The organism is Mangrovimonas sp. DI 80, from assembly GCF_001975575.1.
Classification (GTDB): Bacteria; Bacteroidota; Bacteroidia; order Flavobacteriales; family Flavobacteriaceae; genus Mangrovimonas_A; species Mangrovimonas_A xylaniphaga.
In genome coordinates this window covers 263823-280398 of the sequence record NZ_MSDT01000005.1, presented here as the reverse complement: position 1 = coordinate 280398, position 16576 = coordinate 263823, and the positions used below count along the sequence as shown (strand labels likewise).

Sequence of the window (16576 nt, the reverse complement as noted above, 5' to 3'; positions counted from 1 at the left end):
TTTGATTGATAGCATAATTAAAAGCCCACATATTTACTCTTAGGTTTGCTTATTCATGGTTCTGCTTTCTTAGCAAAGTTTAATTTTCTAATCATAATTAATATTTAGTTATCATGAGTAATGCTATCATTATTACTGTAAGCCTCAAAAATTCCAATTCAAATCCTCCAAAACTTAAACTGAAAGATTCTCTGGGTGATGATCCAGGGAATGACAATTTAACAACTGAAGTCTCCACAGGAGATATCATTACATGGGTTCCCGATTATAGTAGTGGAATTAGTAGTCTGACGGGGATTACGAAAAAGCCGGATTCAGATTATGATCTTCTTAATCAAGACCCTTTAAAAGATTCCTCTGGAAATTATGTGGGGTCTGTGGTGTCTACCTCTCCTAAAAAAGGGGCTATTGAAACCTATAGTATTGGATTTACAATAGATGGAGACAGCGCAAGCTATTCTGACGATCCAAAACTCAAAATAAATAATTAGGAACGTTTTGTTAGTGTATAATTTTAAAAGAAAACCCTATTGTATAATAGGGTTATTTTGTTTGTTTTTCAATTTTGGAGTCTCTCAAAACCAAAAAAACGCAGACAGTCTTGTGCAATTGTACACGTCAAAAACCTACGGTGAAAATGAGCTACAGCTCATCAAGGATATTGCAGAAAACCAAGTACAGCCTAGTAGTAAATTGGAATATGCTGAACTACTGATAGCCAAAGCTGTTTTGGCCGATTCTTTAAATTATGTTCACAGTGGGTATTTACAAAAGGGGAATGCCTTGCGGGATTTGGGAAAAAATGTAGAAGCCTTGGAGGCTTATTTCTACAGCTTGAACTTAGCCAAGAAGCTTAAGGATTTAAGAGGAGAGGGAGGAGTGTTGATTTCCATTGCGGATGTCTATTCCATAATGGAAAATTCAGATAATGCCTTAAAATATTACGACGAGGGAATAGCCATACTTCAAAAAACAAAGGATTCTATTAAGTTGGCATCGGCATTATTAAATGCTGGGGATGAGTTTTTTAATGTCAAGGATTACGATAAGGCACTTCACTATTTTGAAAATTCTAGGGATATATTTAAAAAGGTTGACCATCCCATCGGGATAGCTTATAATTATGGGAATCTAGGGATGGTTTATGCCAGTTTGGGTAGAGATGAAGAAGCAAAAGTACATATAAATAAAGCCATAGTTATTTTAACAGATTTGGAAGACTATTATCCCATTTCCGTTTATCTTACTTATATGTCGCAGATTTATGAGGAGCAAGGAGATATGGAAAAGGCCCAGGAATTCGCTCAGCAAAGCCTAGAATTGGCAGAGGAATATGGTCTTAAAGAGCAGATGGGGGATGCTTATTTGTTGATTTCAGAATTGAAGGAAAAACAGGGGGATATTGAAAATGCCTATGATTTATTCAAGAAACATGTGGCCTATCGGGATAGTTTGAACAACATCCAGAAAGTCCAGGATATGGCCGATTTGCGTACAGATTTTGAGGTTTCTCAAAAACAGTTGGAAGTGGATTTGCTCAATCAACAAAAACGGACTCAAAAAATTATTGTTATTGCCACAACCATTGCCCTGGTTTTAATTGGTTTGTTGGCCATTGGGCTTTTTAGAAGAAACGCCTTTATCCAGAAAACGAAGCGCATTATTGAAAAAGAAAAACAACGTTCCGATCAATTATTGCTGAACATTTTACCGGAAGAAACCGCAAAGGAGCTCAAGGAGTCCGGTAAAGTAACCTCGCATAGATTTGAGTCGGTTTCGGTGTTGTTTACAGATTTTGTAGGTTTCACCAAGTACTCCGAAAGTTTGACACCTGAAGCTTTAGTGGAAACGGTAGATTTCTATTTTTCAAAATTTGATGAAATCATAGAGAAGTATGGGCTTGAGAAGATTAAAACCATAGGGGATGCCTATATGTGCGTGGGCGGTTTGCCTTTTGAAATTGAAGACCATGCCAAAAAAATTGTGAAAGCTGCTCTCGAAATTGTAACTTTTGTGGAAGAAATCAGTAAAAATCAACACACAGAAAAGAATTTCAACATCCGTGTGGGGATTCATACAGGTTCTGTAGTAGCAGGAGTCGTGGGAAGCAAGAAGTTTGCTTACGATGTTTGGGGGGATACTGTAAATATTGCTTCTAGAATGGAATCCAATTCCGAAGAAGGCAGAATCAACATATCAGCTAGCACTTATCAACTGATTCAAGATGAGTTTGAGTGTGAATATAGAGGAGAGGTAGATGTAAAAAACAAAGGGATGATGAAAATGTATTTTGTTGTGCATCCCAGTAATTCAAAGCAATCAATTAAATCGATAGCATATGGTAATTCAGGATCCTAACAATTATTGGGAACAGTTGGAACGTTTGGAAAAGCTCATCCGCGCCTCCGAATTAAAGGCCGGTGTGGTGTTTTCTTTCCACAGTTTGATTTTGGGAATATTTGTAGATAGGATAAAAACCCTGTCGTATTTGTTTGAAGAAGGCATTATTCCCAAGATTGGCATCATTTGTTGGATGTTTTTTGTGCTGCTATCCGTTTTTTATTGTTTCAAATGCTTTAAACCACAGATAGAGCGTGGGTATGAAAAGAACGTGTTTTTCTTTAGTGATGCCGTTTACAAATTTGGTTCCATAGAGGAATATACGCAGTATTTAATTGAAATTTGCGGAAGCCAACAAAAACTATATGAGCAACTGGGACAACAAATTCATGCCGAGAGCAAGATTATCGATGGTAAGTTTAAATGTGTCCATAGCTCTATTAAATACTTCGCTATTAGTTTTGTCTTTGCGGTTCTTGTTATTATCTATTGGATATTTACATTGTTTTGAAATTCTTGTAACTTATTGAATTGTATGGGCTAAAAAGATTTTATGCCAATTAATTATTGAAGTGCTTCAGAGGTAAATATATTGTTTGGCCAATTACAAGAATGGTACATATAGAAAAGATAACAGCCTCCTAATTCTATCGCATTAGGAGGCTGTCTTTCATAAACTTTGGTTGATCTAGGCGCTGTAGCGCTTTTTCTCAGTAATGGTCTGTTTGATGTGCAATAAACTGTTTACAATACCTATAAGTTCAAACTTTAAAAAGTTTTTGTTCTTTTTACTAAAATGATTGATACAGTAGGCATACAAAGGTTGATTTCCTTTTGTAATGTTCACGTAATAGGTGTCCTTTTCGGCATCTAAAACTATGGAGCTCTTAAAGTTACTTTCTATAAGCAACCAATAGGACAAACTGTTGATTTGATTGAACAGCGAAAGATTTGTATCCATACGTTTCGGTTTTTGATAAGATTTGAGAAACCTTATATTTCTATAAAAAAGGTAGTAAATGAATTCTCTCACCACAAAATTGTTTGTTGTAGTATCTTGTTTTTTAGTTAAAATGCTATCGCTTTGCAGTTTATCGAATTTATTGTTCCTTTTAAAGAGTCTCTAAAAAACAATGTTTAGGTAACCTGCTGAAAATGGATGGGTTACAAATCGATTTATGTAAATAATGTTGTATAAAAGCATTTTTAAAGAAAAGGTTTTTTAAGCGCTTTGTTCTAAAAAATAATTAATTTTACACCCTTTAATTATCGTAATATGTCTAAGAAAAAATATACCATTGCGGTTATTCAGCTCAACCTTAATGATGTGGCTGAAAACAACCTTAAAAAATGTCTTAGTTGGGTAGAAAAGGCGGCTAGTCAGGGCGCTGAAGTTATCTGCTTGCCGGAGCTTTACAGTAGTCATTATTTCTGCCAAAGTGAGGATACCGATAATTTTGCCTTGGCAGAACCTTTGTACAGTACGTCGTTTATAGCCTTTAGTGAATTGGCCAAGAAATTGGGTGTAGTAATCGTGGTGCCGTTTTTTGAAAAACGGATGGCGGGCATTTATCACAATAGTGCTTACATCATCGATACCGATGGTACCGAAGCAGGTTTGTACCGTAAAATGCATATCCCAGACGATCCTCATTTTTATGAAAAGTTCTATTTCACACCAGGTGATTTAGGGTTTAAAAATAATCCTACCAAAAAAGGAAATATAGGGACGCTTATTTGTTGGGACCAATGGTATCCAGAAGCAGCGCGTCTTACAGCGCTTAAAGGTGCCGAAGTGTTGTTTTACCCAACAGCTATTGGGTGGCATCCACATGAAAAGGCCCAATATGGTGAAAACCAATATGGCGCTTGGATGAATGTGATGAAAGGACATGCCGTTGCCAATGGTGTGTATGTAGCTGCTGCCAACAGAATTGGTTTGGAACAATATATTCCAGATACTGCCGGGATTGAATTCTGGGGAGCTTCCTTTATTGCAGGGCCTCAAGGAGAGATTTTGGCGCAAGCTTCACATGATCAAGAAGAAATTTTAATGGCAGAAGTTGATTTGGATCTTCAGGAGAACGTACGCCAAAACTGGCCGTTTTTTAGAGACCGTCGTATCGATGCCTTTGAGGATATTACCAAAAGAGCAATAGATTAATGAGAAGGTTTCCTGCAGAATGGGAGCCCCAACAGGGCGTTTTGTTGTGTTTCCCGCACAATGGCAATGATTGGCCTGGAAAATACCAAGCCATTCAATGGGCCTTTGTAGAGTTCATTAAAAAAGTTGCTACCTACGAAGAAGTGTTTTTGGTAGTTGCTGATGAGCCTTTAAAGGAAAAGGTAGAAGGCATGTTGACTATGGCTCATGTCAATTTGGAGCAGATTACTTTTATCACCCATAAAACCAATAGAAGTTGGATGCGCGATTCAGGGCCTATTGTAGTTTATAACGAAGGGAAACGTGAAGGACTCAACTTTAACTTCAACGGCTGGGCTAAGTACAAGAATTACCTTTTGGATAGGCATGTGCCGCAAAAAGTAAGCGATACCCTAGACATGCCACTTAGCCAGGTTACTTATAAAGGGAAACCTGTGATTTTGGAAGGTGGCGCCATTGATGTCAATGGAAAGGGTACCTTGTTGACTTCAGAAGAATGTTTAATGGACCCTAATATCCAAGTGCGCAATGAAGGCTTTACCAAGGAGGATTATGAAGCTGTTTTTAAGGAGTATTTGGGAGTTACAAACGTGATTTGGTTGGGTGATGGCATTGTTGGGGATGACACCCATGGTCACATTGATGACCTATGCCGATTTGTAAATGAGGACACCATTATCACTGTTGTGGAATCCAATACTGAGGATCCTAACTATCATGCTCTTCAGGACAATTTAAAGCGTTTGCAGAATGCTGTATTGGAAAATGGGAAGACTCCCAATATTGTCACTTTGCCAATGCCAAGTCCAATTGAATTTGAAGATTTGACACTTCCTGCAAGCTACGCTAATTTCTTGATTTTAAATAATTGTGTATTGGTTCCTACGTTTAACGATGCTAAAGACAGGGAAGCCCTAAACATTATTGCGGGCTGTTTCACAAATAGAGAGGTGATAGGTATTAGCGCCATTGATTTGATCTGGGGCTTCGGAACCTTACATTGCCTGAGTCAACAAATTCCAAAATAACTCAAAATAGCCTATGGCTTTAAAGAAAACCATCACATTCATGATCGTCAGCACTTTTGCGTTTGCGCTTATGAATGTGACGGTTAAATACCTCTCAAGTATCAATGCTTTTCAGTTGGTGTTTTTTAGGTCGTTGAGTAGTTTGTTCTTCACCTTTGGGTTCCTTCTGAAAAACTGTATTCCCATTTTGGGAAATCAAAAAAAGCTGTTGGTTCTTAGAGGATTGGCAGGAGTAACTTCTATGACATTCTTCTTTATGTCCATGAAATATTTACCTGTAGCCACTGCAGTTTCCTTACGCTATATAGCCCCCATATTTGCTGCAATTTTTGCCGTATTGTTCTTAAAAGAGCGTATCAAACCATTGCAATGGTTGTTCTTTTCCATGTCCTTTTTAGGAGTATTGGTTTTGAAAGGTTTGGATACCCAACTCAACACTTATGGCTTGATGTTGGTGTTAATTGCAGCGGTTTTTAGTGGGGTAGTGTATACATTAATCAGTAAAATTGGCACTAAGGACCATCCGGTAGTGGTGGTCAATTATTTTATGATTATTGCTACGATTGTGGGAGGCGTGCTATCAATAAAAGATTGGCAAACGCCTCAAGGTATTGAATGGGGCTTGTTGATGTTATTGGGAGTGTTTGGATATTTTGGACAAGTATATATGACCAAAGCATTTCAAACTGCAGCTACAGCACTAGTAGCACCTATGAAATATTTGGAAGTGGTTTTTACCTTAATTATTGGCTTGTTATGGTTCCAGGATATTTACACGGTTTGGAGCTTTGTAGGCATTCTGTTGATCATTGGTGGCTTGATTCTTAATATCCTCTACAAAGAGCGTCAAAAGGCGTCTTAGTCGGTTTTTCCGGTGATGCGCTTTCTGTGTTCCTTTCCCCATTTATACAATTCCTCAATGGCGGTGTCCAAGGTTTTACCGTAATCGGTTAAGGTATATTCTACCACTACGGGAATGCTGTCGTAAACTTTGCGTTTTACCAAATGGTTCATTTCCAATTCCCTTAATTCCTTGGAAAGCATGCGGTCACTTATTTTAGGAATTTCCTTGGCAATTTCACTAAAGCGCTTGTTACCAAATGTCAAAGAAATAATGATGGGAAGTTTCCATTTACCGCTCAATACATAGAGGGCGTCTTGTACGGGTTGAATAATACCCCGGCAGGTACTGTGTGCCTTTTCACATGTTTTGGCCTTATCGATAAGCTCCAATTGTTCCTGTAATCCCATAATAATTCATTATATATAAGTTACTATACTCTTGTATAGTACTATACTTTTGTTAAGTACTTACTTTAGTTTAGCAAATATATGTAAATTTGTCAAGACAATTAAATAAGTTTAAGATTATGAGTTTAGTAGAGAATTTAAATTGGCGCTATGCTGCAAAGGCTATGAACGGCGCTACTGTACCGCAGGATAAAATCGATTATATATTGGAGGCCACTAGATTGTCGCCTTCTTCTTCGGGGTTGCAACCTTATAAAGTGTTTGTGATTACTAACCAAGAGTTAAAAGAAAAGATAAGACCAATTGCTTTTGATCAACCCCAAATTACAGATGCTTCCCACTTATTGGTATTTGCTGCCTGGGATAACTATTCTTTGGAGCGTATTGAAGAGGTTTTCAATAAAACCATGAATGAGCGTAATTTGCCTGTAGAAACTATGGACGATTATAAAACGCGTCTTTGGGGAATGTATGAACCGTTAGGAGAGGAGTGGCATGCCAACCATGCGGCTAAACAGGCGTATATTGCCTTTGCTATGGCCATTGCAGCGGCTGCTGAACAAAAAGTAGATGCTACCCCAATGGAAGGCTTTATTCCAGACCAATTGGACGAATTATTGGATTTGAAATCCCAAGGGCTTAAGAGCAACTTGATTTTAGCTCTAGGCTATAGAGATACCGAAAAGGATTGGCTGGTAGATATGAAGAAAGTGAGAACTCCAAAAGAAGAGTTTGTTACAGAATTGGTATAACCAAAAAGATTATTTTAAGTTTTGAAAAAGCCCTCTACAATCCGAAAACAAAATGATTGTAGGGGGCTTAATGTTTCACCTAAAGCCTATTTATTATGAAAGACAACGCATTATTACAACCTTACCACTCTAAGAATTTAAGTCTTAAAAACCGAATTGTCATGGCTCCTATGACCCGCAGTAGGGCTGTTAACGAAGAACGAGTTCCTACCAATGACCTTCAAGGCTTGTATTATGAACAACGTGCTTCGGCGGGATTGATCATTACGGAAGGCTCTCAAGTTTCTGAGGCCGCTGTAGGCTATGTTAATACGCCCGGCATCTATTCCAAAGCACAGGTAGAGGGATGGAAATTGGTGACCAAACGTGTCCATGATAAAGGAGGGAAGATCTTTATCCAATTGTGGCATGTGGGGCGTATGTCGCATCCTGATTTTCATCGTGGTGAATTGCCTTTGGCGCCTTCTGCTATCAATCCAAATTCGCAGTCTTTTACTCCAGAAGGTTTTAAGGATACCGTGACTCCAAAAGAAATGACCAAATTTGAGATAGAGGACACCATCAATGATTTTATGAATGCTGCCACCAATGCCATGGAAGCGGGTTTTGATGGGGTAGAAATCCATTCTTCCAACGGATATTTGTTCCATCAATTTTTTAATGGAACCTCTAATGTGCGTACCGATGAATATGGAGGTTCAATTGAAAATAGGGCGAGATTCTTTTTTGAAGTATTGGATGCCATGAGCGAAGTGATTCCTCAAGAAAAAATAGGGGTACGTTTCAATCCGTCTTTGCACAATTTGTTTGGAATTACCTTGGATAAGGATACCATTCCAACCTTTGAATATATTATCAAGAAACTGAATGACTACAATTTGGCCTATGTGCATTTATCGGAACCATTTACAGATGTATCGGAAGTGCCTTATGCCGTTACTGATATAGCCAAACACTTCAGACCGTTGTACCATGGTACCTTAATGATCAACAACCAATTTACAACAGAAACAGGACATGAGGTCATTTCGTCCGGTGATGCCGATTTGGTAGCTTTTGGAAAACCGTTCATTTCCAACCCCGATTTGGTGGAGCGTATTGAACAGGATATTGAATGGGCCCAATGGGACCAAGATACGTTTTATACCCCTGGAGAAAAGGGCTATACAGACTATGCTTCTGCTAAAGTGGAGCAATCGTCTTAATATTATACTAAGGTTGTCGATATGAGGGAGTAAGGAGATTGCTTCGACAAGCTAAGCTTCACATTTTTTTGGACATGGCTTTTGACTTCTGTTTTCTAAATTCAGGCCAGTTCCAAAGAGAATTAATCGGTTCATTTTGACTGTGCATTGGCTAAACTGCACATTTACAAGGTGAACCGTTTTGCCTTTTACCGATGATTTTTTACGTTGGTATGAATTGCGGGTATTACATCGTAAAATTACTACGTTCATAAGATTTTTAATTAGAAAAACACATACTTCTCTAATTTTGAAGTGTTTAAAATAAATGTCTTATGAAAAATCTACTCACCTTCTTTTGTGCCGCTTTTTTGATGGGAGTTGTGTATTCCCAAAATGGACAGGATACTGTTTCAGAAGATTATAAAAATAGGAGTCCTATTTACGATTATACAGAAGCTACTTTAAGTTCTGTAGATACCATTCCTGGATATGCAGGGCAAGCCGAAAAACTAAAGATTACAGGAACTATATATCAAAGTGATGGTGTGACTCCTGCCAAAGATGTTATTTTGTTCATTTATCAGCCCAATGAAGATGGGGAGTATGATAATAGAAAACAAAATGATAAAAAATATGTCTACCACCGTGCTTGGGTAAAAACCGACGCCAATGGAAATTATACCTTTTACACCTTCGTACCCGGAGCGAGTTATGCGGCAAATGCCTTTCCTAGACGAAGAGGTTTGAAGCATATCCATCCCATTGTGATGGCACCTGGAGAGGAAGCCTATAAATTGGATGCATTTGTGTTTAGTGATGATCCATTAATGACCAACCGTTGCAAAAAGAAATTGAATAAACAAGAGTTTCAGGGCATGCTTAATTTGGAACAAGAAGGCGGCTTATTTGTAGCTCATAGAGACTTGGTGTTGAATTCTCATCAAGCAGACTTATAATTCCCCAAAATTGGCTCAACCAATTATTATTAGTTGTGTAAAGAAAAAGCCTGATAGTTTTAATTGCTATCAGGCTTTATAGTTCTTCCCTAAAGAGATTTATTTGATATCAACCACTTCCAAATCAAAAATAAGGTCTTTGCCAGCAAGAGGATGGTTGGCATCCACTACAATACTATCTTCTTTTACCTCAATAACCAATAATTGGTGTTCTCTACCATCTGGAGCTGTGGAAATTAATGACATTCCCACTTCGGGTGTCAATTCTTCAGGTAATTGGCTTTTTTGAACTTCCTGTATCAATTCTGGGTGCGCATCACCATAGGCTTCATCCTTTGTAAGGCTGATGGTTTTCTTTTCGTTTAGTTTCATATCAATTAATCCCTTCTCAAATCCTGGGATCATCATTCCTTGTCCTAAAGTAAACTCTAAAGGTTCACGTCCTTCCGAGGTGTCAAAGATTTGTCCATCGGTTAGTTTTCCAGTGTAGTGCACCTTTACAGTGTTGTTGTCTTTTACTTGACTCATAAACGTAGTTTTTTATTAGTCTACAAAGCATGGTATAACTTTTACACCTTGAACTTTTGTAGGTTAAGCTTTCGAGTCCATAAACTACGCCAAATGACAAAATCTGAAATATTGTCATGTTTCCTTTTTTTTATTATCGCAAAGGAAGAATCAAGAGCTGAAAGCACTCCGCCGACTCATAATATTTATGTAACTTTAAAGTGTTGATATTAAATTAATTAAAAGAAAATTAAACAAGTCATGGACACAACAAGTATTAAGGCATTTGGCACAGAAGCCGCGGATGCAGCCCTAGGGGAAATGGATATTAAGAGACGAAAAGTAACCGATAAGGATGTGGAAATCGATATTTTGTATTGTGGAGTATGCCATTCCGATTTGCACTTTGCGCGCAACGATTGGGGATTTAGTGTGTATCCTGTAGTACCTGGACATGAAATTGTAGGGAAGGTAAAGGCTGTAGGTAAAGGTGTGAGTAAATATAAGGTTGGAGATATTGTGGCTGTAGGGTGTTTGGTAGATTCATGCCGTACCTGTAACAATTGTGAAAATGACTTGGAGCAGTATTGCCCTGAATGGGTTGGGACCTATGGAGGTCATGACAAACATTTGGATATGCCTACCTATGGTGGTTATTCCGAAAGTATTGTGGTAGATGAACATTTTGTATTAAGTGTACCCGAAAATCTTGATTTGGCAGGCGTGGCTCCCATACTGTGTGCCGGTATTACCACGTGGTCACCATTGCGCCATTGGAATGTTGGAAAAGATAGTAAGGTGGCCGTTGTGGGCCTTGGAGGATTGGGACATATGACCATTAAATTGGCAGATGCGCTCGGCGCTCATGTGACCTTGTTTTCTCGATCTAAAAATAAAAAACAAGACGCCATGGATTTAGGAGCCGATGCAGTAGTCATCTCTACGAATGAAGATGAAATGGCGGCGGTACAGGGACAGTTTGATGTCATTATTGATACGGTGCCTTATGTGCATGATGTCAACCCTTATATTGGCACTTTAACCACTAACGGTACTTTGGTGTTGGTGGGCTATTTAGGGCCATTGGACCCTATGTTAAATTCGGTGCCCATGATCATGGGGCGTAAAAAGGTAGCGGGCTCCTTGATTGGTGGGATTGCCGAAACTCAAGAGCTTTTGGATTTTTGCGGTAAACATAACATCACCTCAGATATTGAAGTGATTAACATACAGGATATCAATACGGCTTATGAACGGATGCTCAAAAGTGATGTACATTACCGCTTTGTAATTGATATGGCGTCGTTATAACGTTAAAGTACTGTTTTACAATACCACCTCTTCAAATAGTTTTTGCGCGGTGGCTTCCAAGTTCGTACTAAAACCAGGGTGCGGTCTAGAAGTTTGAATAACCGAACTGCGTACCGCGGTCAGCCATCTAAATCTAGAGGCTGTATCCATTTGAGCAATCAAGCCACAGGTTTTGTCGCCAGCTGCAATGTGTTTAAATGATTCCAAATGCGCATTTAAAGCTTCTATATCCGCTTCTGGACTAAAGGCTTCAATACGAGCTTGGTCTACATGATAGTGCAGGTGAATACTGTTGTGTTGTTTGGCGTACAAAACAATGCCTACATTTATAAATTCTTCACGTTCCACTTTAGGGACGTAACGAATTACGGCGTACTCATATAAGATCTTTTCTGGCATGTATGGCTTGGTTTGTAAAGATTTCAGAATTGGCCAATCTTGTGTTTAGAAACTCAAGATAGCCATTTTTTAAGTCCTGTTCGGTATAGGGATAGCCTTCCCATTGCAACCAAGTGTCCGGAAGGTTGTTCACGATATCACTGATAACTTCTTCAGTCAACAAGGCTTTAAACTCTTGGTGCACTCTCTCCAATTCACTAGCTTGAGCCAATAGCACATGGTCTTTGATAAGGTTGAAGGGCGTTTTAGCTGCAGTAGAAATGTCCTTCCACGAATGGTGGAAATAAAAAGACGCCCCATGGTCTATCAACCATAAGTTTTTGTTCCAAATAAGCATGTTGGTGTTGCGCGTAGTGCGATCTATATTGGTGATAAAAGCATCCAACCACACAATTTTGGAGGCCAAAAGCGGATCTGGCGTCAACACCACAGGATCATAGTTTACAGCACCCGAGAGGTAGTGCAATCCGATATTTAATCCCTGGCTCCATTTAAGGAGGTCTTGTATTTCCTCATCCCCTTCGGTACGACCAAAAGCTTCATCCAATTCGGCAAAGACTACCTCTGGTACCAATAGCCCCAATTTTCGGGCGATTTCACAGCCCAAATATTCGGCAATAAGTCCTTTTACGCCATGTCCAGCCCCTCTAAACTTTACCACATAATTAAAACCATCATCTGCTTCAGCGATGGCTGGGAGGGAACCGCCTTCTCTTAAAGGCGTAATGTAACGTATGACATTGACATGCCGAATAGCTATTGACATAAGGTAATATTTGAGGCCAAAGATAACGGTTTTGGGAGGAAATTGAGAGTGGGTAGAGATAGAAATTTCCAAATACAGGCCTTGTATGGCATTCAAATGTGTATCATGAAATTTAGGTTTAAAATACTTACTTTTGATACCATCACAAACCATTCATTATGAAACCAGTACTTTATATCTCTTTTGTAGCCGCTTTATTGGTGGGCTGTAAAGAGGATTCAAAGCAGCCTGTGAGCGATGACGCTCAGAAATCTGCTCTTATTTTTGAGGGGATTGATCCTTCCATCAAGCCAGGGGATAATTTCTTTAACCACGTCAACAAAACTTGGTATGACCAGGCCGTAATTGCCGATGATCAAGTAGGGGTGGGCTCCTATAGATTTTTAAATATTCCACAGAAAAAATTGTTGCAGACCATTTTGGAGGAAGTATCTGTTGGAGACTATCCTAAAGGTAGCATTGAACAGAAATTAGGCGATTTCTATGCTTCAGGGATGGATACCTTGAGCATTGATCAGCGTGGCTTTGAGCCAGTAAAGCCAATTTTGGAACAAATTGATGCTTTAGATAGCCCTGCATTACTAATGGCTTTTGTAGCCGATCAAATGAAAGTCGGGAATTATTCTTTAATCAATGTGTCTATTTATCCAGATCAAGAGAATAGCGCTTTGAACATTGCCCATTTTGGACAAACAGGATTGGGTTTGCCAGACAAGGATTATTATTTCCAAACGGATCCCTCCTCGGTAGCCATTCAAAAGGCATATCAAAACTATTTAACGACTTTGTTTGAATTGATTGGCGATTCCAATTCAGAAGCTAATGCCCAAAAAGTGTATGAGATTGAAAAGGAAATGGCCGCTTCCCATAAAACCCGAGTGGAATTACGGGATACCCAGGCAAATTACCATAAATTGGCCGTTTCTGAATTAGACAAAACACAAGCAAAAATAGGTTGGAAGTCCTTGTTGGAGCATTCAGAAATGACGGTAGACTCTGTAGATGTGATGCAGCCGGCCTTTTTCGAAACGCTTAACACAATGCTAGGCACCCTGCCTTTAGATAATTGGAAAACTTATTTAAAAGCCAATACCTTGACAGCATTTGCGTCTATATTGAGTACTCCTTTTCAAGATGCGGAGTTTGCCTATTCCAAAGTGATTTCGGGACAAAGTGTTCAAAAAACTAGAGCTGAGCGTATGGTGCAACAGGTAGATCGCCAATTGGGATTTGCTTTGGGACAATTATATGTCAAACGTTATTTTGATGAAAATGCCAAAAAGAGAGCTTTGGAATTGGTGAACAATCTTCAAAAGACTTTGGAAAAGCGCATTACCCAATTGGATTGGATGAGCGATAGTACCAAAGTAAAGGCCAAAGAAAAACTACACAGCATAACCAAAAAAATTGGCTATCCAGATGTATGGAGAACCTATGACGTGGATATTGACAAGGCGCATTATTTTGAAAATGTTTTGGCCTTAAATCAAAACAACTATGCCTATCATTTAAGCCAATTGAATAAGGCGCCTAATAGAGATGAATGGTACACCACACCATCTACTGTGACAGCCTATTACAATCCATCTTTGAACGAAATTGTGTTTCCTGCGGGGATTTTACAGCCTCCTTATTTTGACCCAAATGTTGACGATGCTGTGAATTATGGAGGTATTGGGATGGTTATTGGCCATGAATTTACCCATGCCTTTGACGATCAAGGAGCACAATATGACAAGGAAGGAAATGTAAAAAACTGGTGGACCGAAGAGGATTACGCCAAGTTTAAGGCCAAAACCCAACAGATCATTGAGCAATATGATGCTTTTACCGTGTTGGACAGTGTGCACCTAAAAGGGGCTTTGACGGTTGGTGAAAACACTGCAGATAATGGAGGCGTGGCCATTGCCTATGATGCCTTTAAAATGACGGCCCAAGGCCAGGATAGCACCAAGATAAATGGCTATACTCCAGATCAGCGTTTCTTTATGTCGGTGGCGCGTATTTGGCGAGTAAAGACTCGTGATGAGTACTTACGTAATTATGTAGCAACCGATCCACATTCGCCACCTATATGGCGTGTGAATGGCCCTTTAATGAACATGACACCATTTTATGAGGCTTTTGATGTGGAAGAAGGGGACCAAAATTTTAAAGCTGAAACAGACAGAATCAAAGTCTGGTAAGTTTTAATTGTAAAATTGAATAAAGACACCTCCATTGGAATGGGCTCAAAATGACCAAAGATTTCCAACGGAGGTGTTTTTTTTAATCCATTAGAAATTCTAACATTTTGTGATTGCAATCTTTAGATTCCCATCTTTATTGGTGATACCAAATGGGATGACTTCCTTGGTAGAACGGGGTTCAATGGTAAATTGTATAAATCCCATGATATAAAAATCCTCAGAGGTATTTAAATGGAAGGGCTGCTTGTAAAACGTGTTTTGTCGTATCCAGTTAGCTCCATACCCATTGCAGTGAGGCTCTATATCTTCTTTTAAAATAGATGTTTCAGAGAGTGCATCAAACAATTGAATTTTATCGTTGGTTTCAACGTCAAACATAAAACGTCCCTTGTAGGTATGAGAGGAATTTGGAGAAGCATAATACGATTGTTCTTTTAAGCCCATGTATACAATAATGTTGTAGTCGTTATTTCCCAAATCTTCCAAATAAAAAGAGGTTTCATAGAGAGAATCTATTTGTGTTTGTCCCTCAGTTCTGGGAAACAACACTGGCCCCATGGGGTGTTCTGTTGTAGCCATTGCCAATTGGGAAGTTTCTACTGTCGATTTTTGGTATTTGTCCGTTTGACAATTGAAAAGAAGGGTGAGTGTGATTCCAAGAATAACGACATACGGTCTCACATAGTTACTAATTGTTTTCATAAGAATTTGGTTTAAATGGAACCTTCAACACGGAAGGTTCGGAGTTATTTGAATGTTATGTTAAAGCTATGGAGGACAGTTTTTAAAAATGTCAAAAAAGTGTCAAAGAACTGTCAATGCTTGTAAAAAGTCCTAAAAATGTTGGTTATTTACGGTACTTATGATACCCATGATGACAAAACTCTATTATAAAGTGACATTGTTGCTACTAAGTTTACTAATTGTAGCCTGTTCCGAATCTGTCAAAGAGCATTCTCCTGAACGTATAAAAGTAGGCTTACGAGAGGCAGGGCACCAATTGTTGTTGCAATCTGGCGATTCCAGTTCCCGAGTGCTTCCCGTGGTAGCTTTGGACGCTTCTACTTATGAACTATCCTTTGAACAGTCTTTACAGATAGTACCCGATAGTTTGGTGGCCATTGTGGAGCGTAGTTTAGAACCTGCAGAGCTGTCAGATCGGTATTTGGTAGAAGTACTACAGTGTGAAGATGCCGAAGTGGCCTATAGTTATGAGATGTGGCTGGAGGAGGAGCAGGGAATCGTACCTTGCCAAGGCCGATTGCTGCCACAATCTTGTTATAAAATCCATGTGAAGTTTAAAGAAGGACAAAGGGCGAACTCTAATTTGGTTTGGTTATGGCTACTCCCTGTAGTTATTTTAAGTGTTTTGGGCTGGTGGTTTTTTGGGCGAAAACACTTAGAGGTTTCAGAGCTTGCGGCCACCAAGGAAGTACCTTTGGGGCGTTTTATGTTCTATCCAGAACAGCATAAATTGGTAACGCCAGCCACTGAAATATCCCTTTCTAAAAAGGAATGCGAACTGTTGGAGCTGTTTGTGGAGCGCCCAAACCAAGTGATTAGCCGTGATGAACTGAGCAAACGGGTTTGGGAAGACCATGGCGTGGTTGTGGGGCGCAGTTTGGACACCTATATTTCCAAGCTTCGTAAAAAACTACAGGATGATGAACAGATCCAATTGGTCAATATTCATGGGGTTGGGTATAAGTTGGAGGTAAACTAGCAC

Annotated in this window: 18 protein-coding genes; 12 read left to right on the top strand and 6 right to left on the bottom strand. The window is 39.1% G+C overall.

The features are described from left to right. The first annotated feature begins 113 nt into the window (after window positions 1–113). From BKM32_RS10990 to BKM32_RS10980, 3 genes are all read left to right on the top strand, one after another. Window positions 114–491 carry a hypothetical protein gene (locus BKM32_RS10990; protein ID WP_076663829.1) on the top strand — a complete coding sequence of 126 codons (378 nt, stop codon included), beginning with the start codon at window positions 114–116 and terminating at the stop codon, window positions 489–491. Between the two features lie 112 nt (window positions 492–603). Next, window positions 604–2358: an adenylate/guanylate cyclase domain-containing protein gene (locus BKM32_RS10985; protein WP_253187454.1), complete on the top strand. Its 1755-nt coding sequence runs from the start codon at window positions 604–606 to the stop codon at window positions 2356–2358. After that, the gene (locus tag BKM32_RS10980) at window positions 2339–2851 is read left to right on the top strand and encodes a Pycsar system effector family protein (RefSeq protein WP_053977827.1); all 513 of its coding nucleotides are present in this window, start codon (window positions 2339–2341) and stop codon (window positions 2849–2851) included. Before BKM32_RS10985 ends, BKM32_RS10980 begins: the two co-directional genes overlap by 20 nt. Before the next feature lie 177 nt (window positions 2852–3028). On the opposite strand, the gene BKM32_RS10975 is transcribed toward BKM32_RS10980, so the two are convergent. After that, complete coding sequence (locus tag BKM32_RS10975; protein WP_053977828.1) at window positions 3029–3301, bottom strand: hypothetical protein; 273 nt, start codon at window positions 3299–3301, stop codon at window positions 3029–3031. Between the two features lie 315 nt (window positions 3302–3616). Here BKM32_RS10975 and BKM32_RS10970 point away from each other — a divergent pair, with 315 nt between their 5' ends. Genes BKM32_RS10970 through BKM32_RS10960 form a run of 3 tightly spaced genes read left to right on the top strand, consistent with a single transcriptional unit; the run spans window position 3617 to window position 6394 of the window. Further along, entirely contained in the window at window positions 3617–4504 is an 888-nt protein-coding gene (locus tag BKM32_RS10970; protein WP_076663826.1) for a carbon-nitrogen hydrolase, read from the top strand. Further along, window positions 4504–5532: an agmatine/peptidylarginine deiminase gene (locus BKM32_RS10965; RefSeq protein WP_076663825.1), complete on the top strand. Its 1029-nt coding sequence runs from the start codon at window positions 4504–4506 to the stop codon at window positions 5530–5532. The genes BKM32_RS10970 and BKM32_RS10965 overlap by 1 nt, the downstream gene beginning before the upstream one ends. A 13-nt stretch (window positions 5533–5545) precedes the next feature. Continuing rightward, window positions 5546–6394, top strand: a complete 849-nt coding sequence (locus BKM32_RS10960; RefSeq protein WP_083702167.1) for a DMT family transporter — start codon at window positions 5546–5548, stop codon at window positions 6392–6394. Here the strand turns inward: BKM32_RS10960 and BKM32_RS10955 are convergent. Then, window positions 6391–6783: a helix-turn-helix domain-containing protein gene (locus tag BKM32_RS10955; protein WP_053977832.1), complete on the bottom strand. Its 393-nt coding sequence runs from the start codon at window positions 6781–6783 to the stop codon at window positions 6391–6393. The two genes, BKM32_RS10960 and BKM32_RS10955, sit on opposite strands and share 4 nt — an antisense overlap. 119 nt (window positions 6784–6902) lie before the next feature. Between BKM32_RS10955 and BKM32_RS10950 the strand changes: the two genes are divergently transcribed. The 3 genes from BKM32_RS10950 to BKM32_RS10940 all read left to right on the top strand — a co-directional run bounded on the left by BKM32_RS10950 (window position 6903) and on the right by BKM32_RS10940 (window position 9678). After that, complete coding sequence (locus tag BKM32_RS10950) at window positions 6903–7535, top strand: nitroreductase family protein (protein ID WP_053977833.1); 633 nt, start codon at window positions 6903–6905, stop codon at window positions 7533–7535. A gap of 95 nt (window positions 7536–7630) precedes the next feature. After that, window positions 7631–8740 (top strand): alkene reductase, encoded by a 1110-nt coding sequence (locus tag BKM32_RS10945; RefSeq protein ID WP_076663823.1) that lies wholly within the window; start codon window positions 7631–7633, stop codon window positions 8738–8740. Between the two features lie 314 nt (window positions 8741–9054). Then, window positions 9055–9678 carry a hypothetical protein gene (locus BKM32_RS10940; RefSeq protein WP_076663822.1) on the top strand — a complete coding sequence of 208 codons (624 nt, stop codon included), beginning with the start codon at window positions 9055–9057 and terminating at the stop codon, window positions 9676–9678. A 99-nt stretch (window positions 9679–9777) separates the two neighbouring features. On the opposite strand, the gene BKM32_RS10935 is transcribed toward BKM32_RS10940, so the two are convergent. Further along, window positions 9778–10206, bottom strand: a complete 429-nt coding sequence (locus tag BKM32_RS10935) for a peptidylprolyl isomerase (protein ID WP_053977836.1) — start codon at window positions 10204–10206, stop codon at window positions 9778–9780. 240 nt (window positions 10207–10446) lie between these two features. Between BKM32_RS10935 and BKM32_RS10930 the strand changes: the two genes are divergently transcribed. After that, window positions 10447–11496, top strand: coding sequence for an NAD(P)-dependent alcohol dehydrogenase (locus tag BKM32_RS10930; protein ID WP_076663821.1), 1050 nt, complete (start codon window positions 10447–10449; stop codon window positions 11494–11496). A 15-nt stretch (window positions 11497–11511) separates the two neighbouring features. Here BKM32_RS10930 and BKM32_RS10925 read toward each other — a convergent pair whose 3' ends face one another. Together BKM32_RS10925 and BKM32_RS10920 are read right to left on the bottom strand one after the other, a co-directional pair. Then, window positions 11512–11895 carry a DUF3037 domain-containing protein gene (locus tag BKM32_RS10925; RefSeq protein ID WP_076663820.1) on the bottom strand — a complete coding sequence of 128 codons (384 nt, stop codon included), beginning with the start codon at window positions 11893–11895 and terminating at the stop codon, window positions 11512–11514. After that, window positions 11873–12661, bottom strand: coding sequence for a HipA family kinase (locus BKM32_RS10920; RefSeq protein ID WP_076663997.1), 789 nt, complete (start codon window positions 12659–12661; stop codon window positions 11873–11875). The genes BKM32_RS10925 and BKM32_RS10920 overlap by 23 nt, the downstream gene beginning before the upstream one ends. A gap of 158 nt (window positions 12662–12819) precedes the next feature. Here BKM32_RS10920 and BKM32_RS10915 point away from each other — a divergent pair, with 158 nt between their 5' ends. Then, complete coding sequence (locus BKM32_RS10915; RefSeq protein ID WP_076663819.1) at window positions 12820–14847, top strand: M13 family metallopeptidase; 2028 nt, start codon at window positions 12820–12822, stop codon at window positions 14845–14847. Between the two features lie 99 nt (window positions 14848–14946). On the opposite strand, the gene BKM32_RS10910 is transcribed toward BKM32_RS10915, so the two are convergent. Next, window positions 14947–15552, bottom strand: coding sequence for a hypothetical protein (locus BKM32_RS10910; RefSeq protein WP_076663818.1), 606 nt, complete (start codon window positions 15550–15552; stop codon window positions 14947–14949). A gap of 169 nt (window positions 15553–15721) precedes the next feature. Between BKM32_RS10910 and BKM32_RS10905 the strand changes: the two genes are divergently transcribed. Further along, window positions 15722–16573: a winged helix-turn-helix domain-containing protein gene (locus BKM32_RS10905; RefSeq protein WP_076663817.1), complete on the top strand. Its 852-nt coding sequence runs from the start codon at window positions 15722–15724 to the stop codon at window positions 16571–16573. Window positions 16574–16576: the final 3 nt, after the last annotated feature.

Bases quoted from the DNA above. Each gene is read 5' to 3' on its own strand.
- BKM32_RS10990 (WP_076663829.1), top strand. From the start codon at position 114: ATGAGTAATGCTATCATTATTACTGTAAGCCTCAAAAATTCCAATTCA.
- BKM32_RS10930 (WP_076663821.1), top strand. From the start codon at position 10,447: ATGGACACAACAAGTATTAAGGCATTTGGCACAGAAGCCGCGGATGCA.
- BKM32_RS10950 (WP_053977833.1), top strand. From the start codon at position 6,903: ATGAGTTTAGTAGAGAATTTAAATTGGCGCTATGCTGCAAAGGCTATG.
- BKM32_RS10960 (WP_083702167.1), top strand. From the start codon at position 5,546: ATGGCTTTAAAGAAAACCATCACATTCATGATCGTCAGCACTTTTGCG.
- BKM32_RS10915 (WP_076663819.1), top strand. From the start codon at position 12,820: ATGAAACCAGTACTTTATATCTCTTTTGTAGCCGCTTTATTGGTGGGC.
- BKM32_RS10980 (WP_053977827.1), top strand. From the start codon at position 2,339: ATGGTAATTCAGGATCCTAACAATTATTGGGAACAGTTGGAACGTTTG.
- BKM32_RS10945 (WP_076663823.1), top strand. From the start codon at position 7,631: ATGAAAGACAACGCATTATTACAACCTTACCACTCTAAGAATTTAAGT.
- BKM32_RS10910 (WP_076663818.1), bottom strand. From the start codon at position 15,552: ATGAAAACAATTAGTAACTATGTGAGACCGTATGTCGTTATTCTTGGA.
- BKM32_RS10955 (WP_053977832.1), bottom strand. From the start codon at position 6,783: ATGGGATTACAGGAACAATTGGAGCTTATCGATAAGGCCAAAACATGT.
- BKM32_RS10975 (WP_053977828.1), bottom strand. From the start codon at position 3,301: ATGGATACAAATCTTTCGCTGTTCAATCAAATCAACAGTTTGTCCTAT.
- BKM32_RS10935 (WP_053977836.1), bottom strand. From the start codon at position 10,206: ATGAGTCAAGTAAAAGACAACAACACTGTAAAGGTGCACTACACTGGA.
- BKM32_RS10905 (WP_076663817.1), top strand. From the start codon at position 15,722: ATGATGACAAAACTCTATTATAAAGTGACATTGTTGCTACTAAGTTTA.
- BKM32_RS10925 (WP_076663820.1), bottom strand. From the start codon at position 11,895: ATGCCAGAAAAGATCTTATATGAGTACGCCGTAATTCGTTACGTCCCT.
- BKM32_RS10965 (WP_076663825.1), top strand. From the start codon at position 4,504: ATGAGAAGGTTTCCTGCAGAATGGGAGCCCCAACAGGGCGTTTTGTTG.
- BKM32_RS10940 (WP_076663822.1), top strand. From the start codon at position 9,055: ATGAAAAATCTACTCACCTTCTTTTGTGCCGCTTTTTTGATGGGAGTT.
- BKM32_RS10970 (WP_076663826.1), top strand. From the start codon at position 3,617: ATGTCTAAGAAAAAATATACCATTGCGGTTATTCAGCTCAACCTTAAT.
- BKM32_RS10920 (WP_076663997.1), bottom strand. From the start codon at position 12,661: ATGTCAATAGCTATTCGGCATGTCAATGTCATACGTTACATTACGCCT.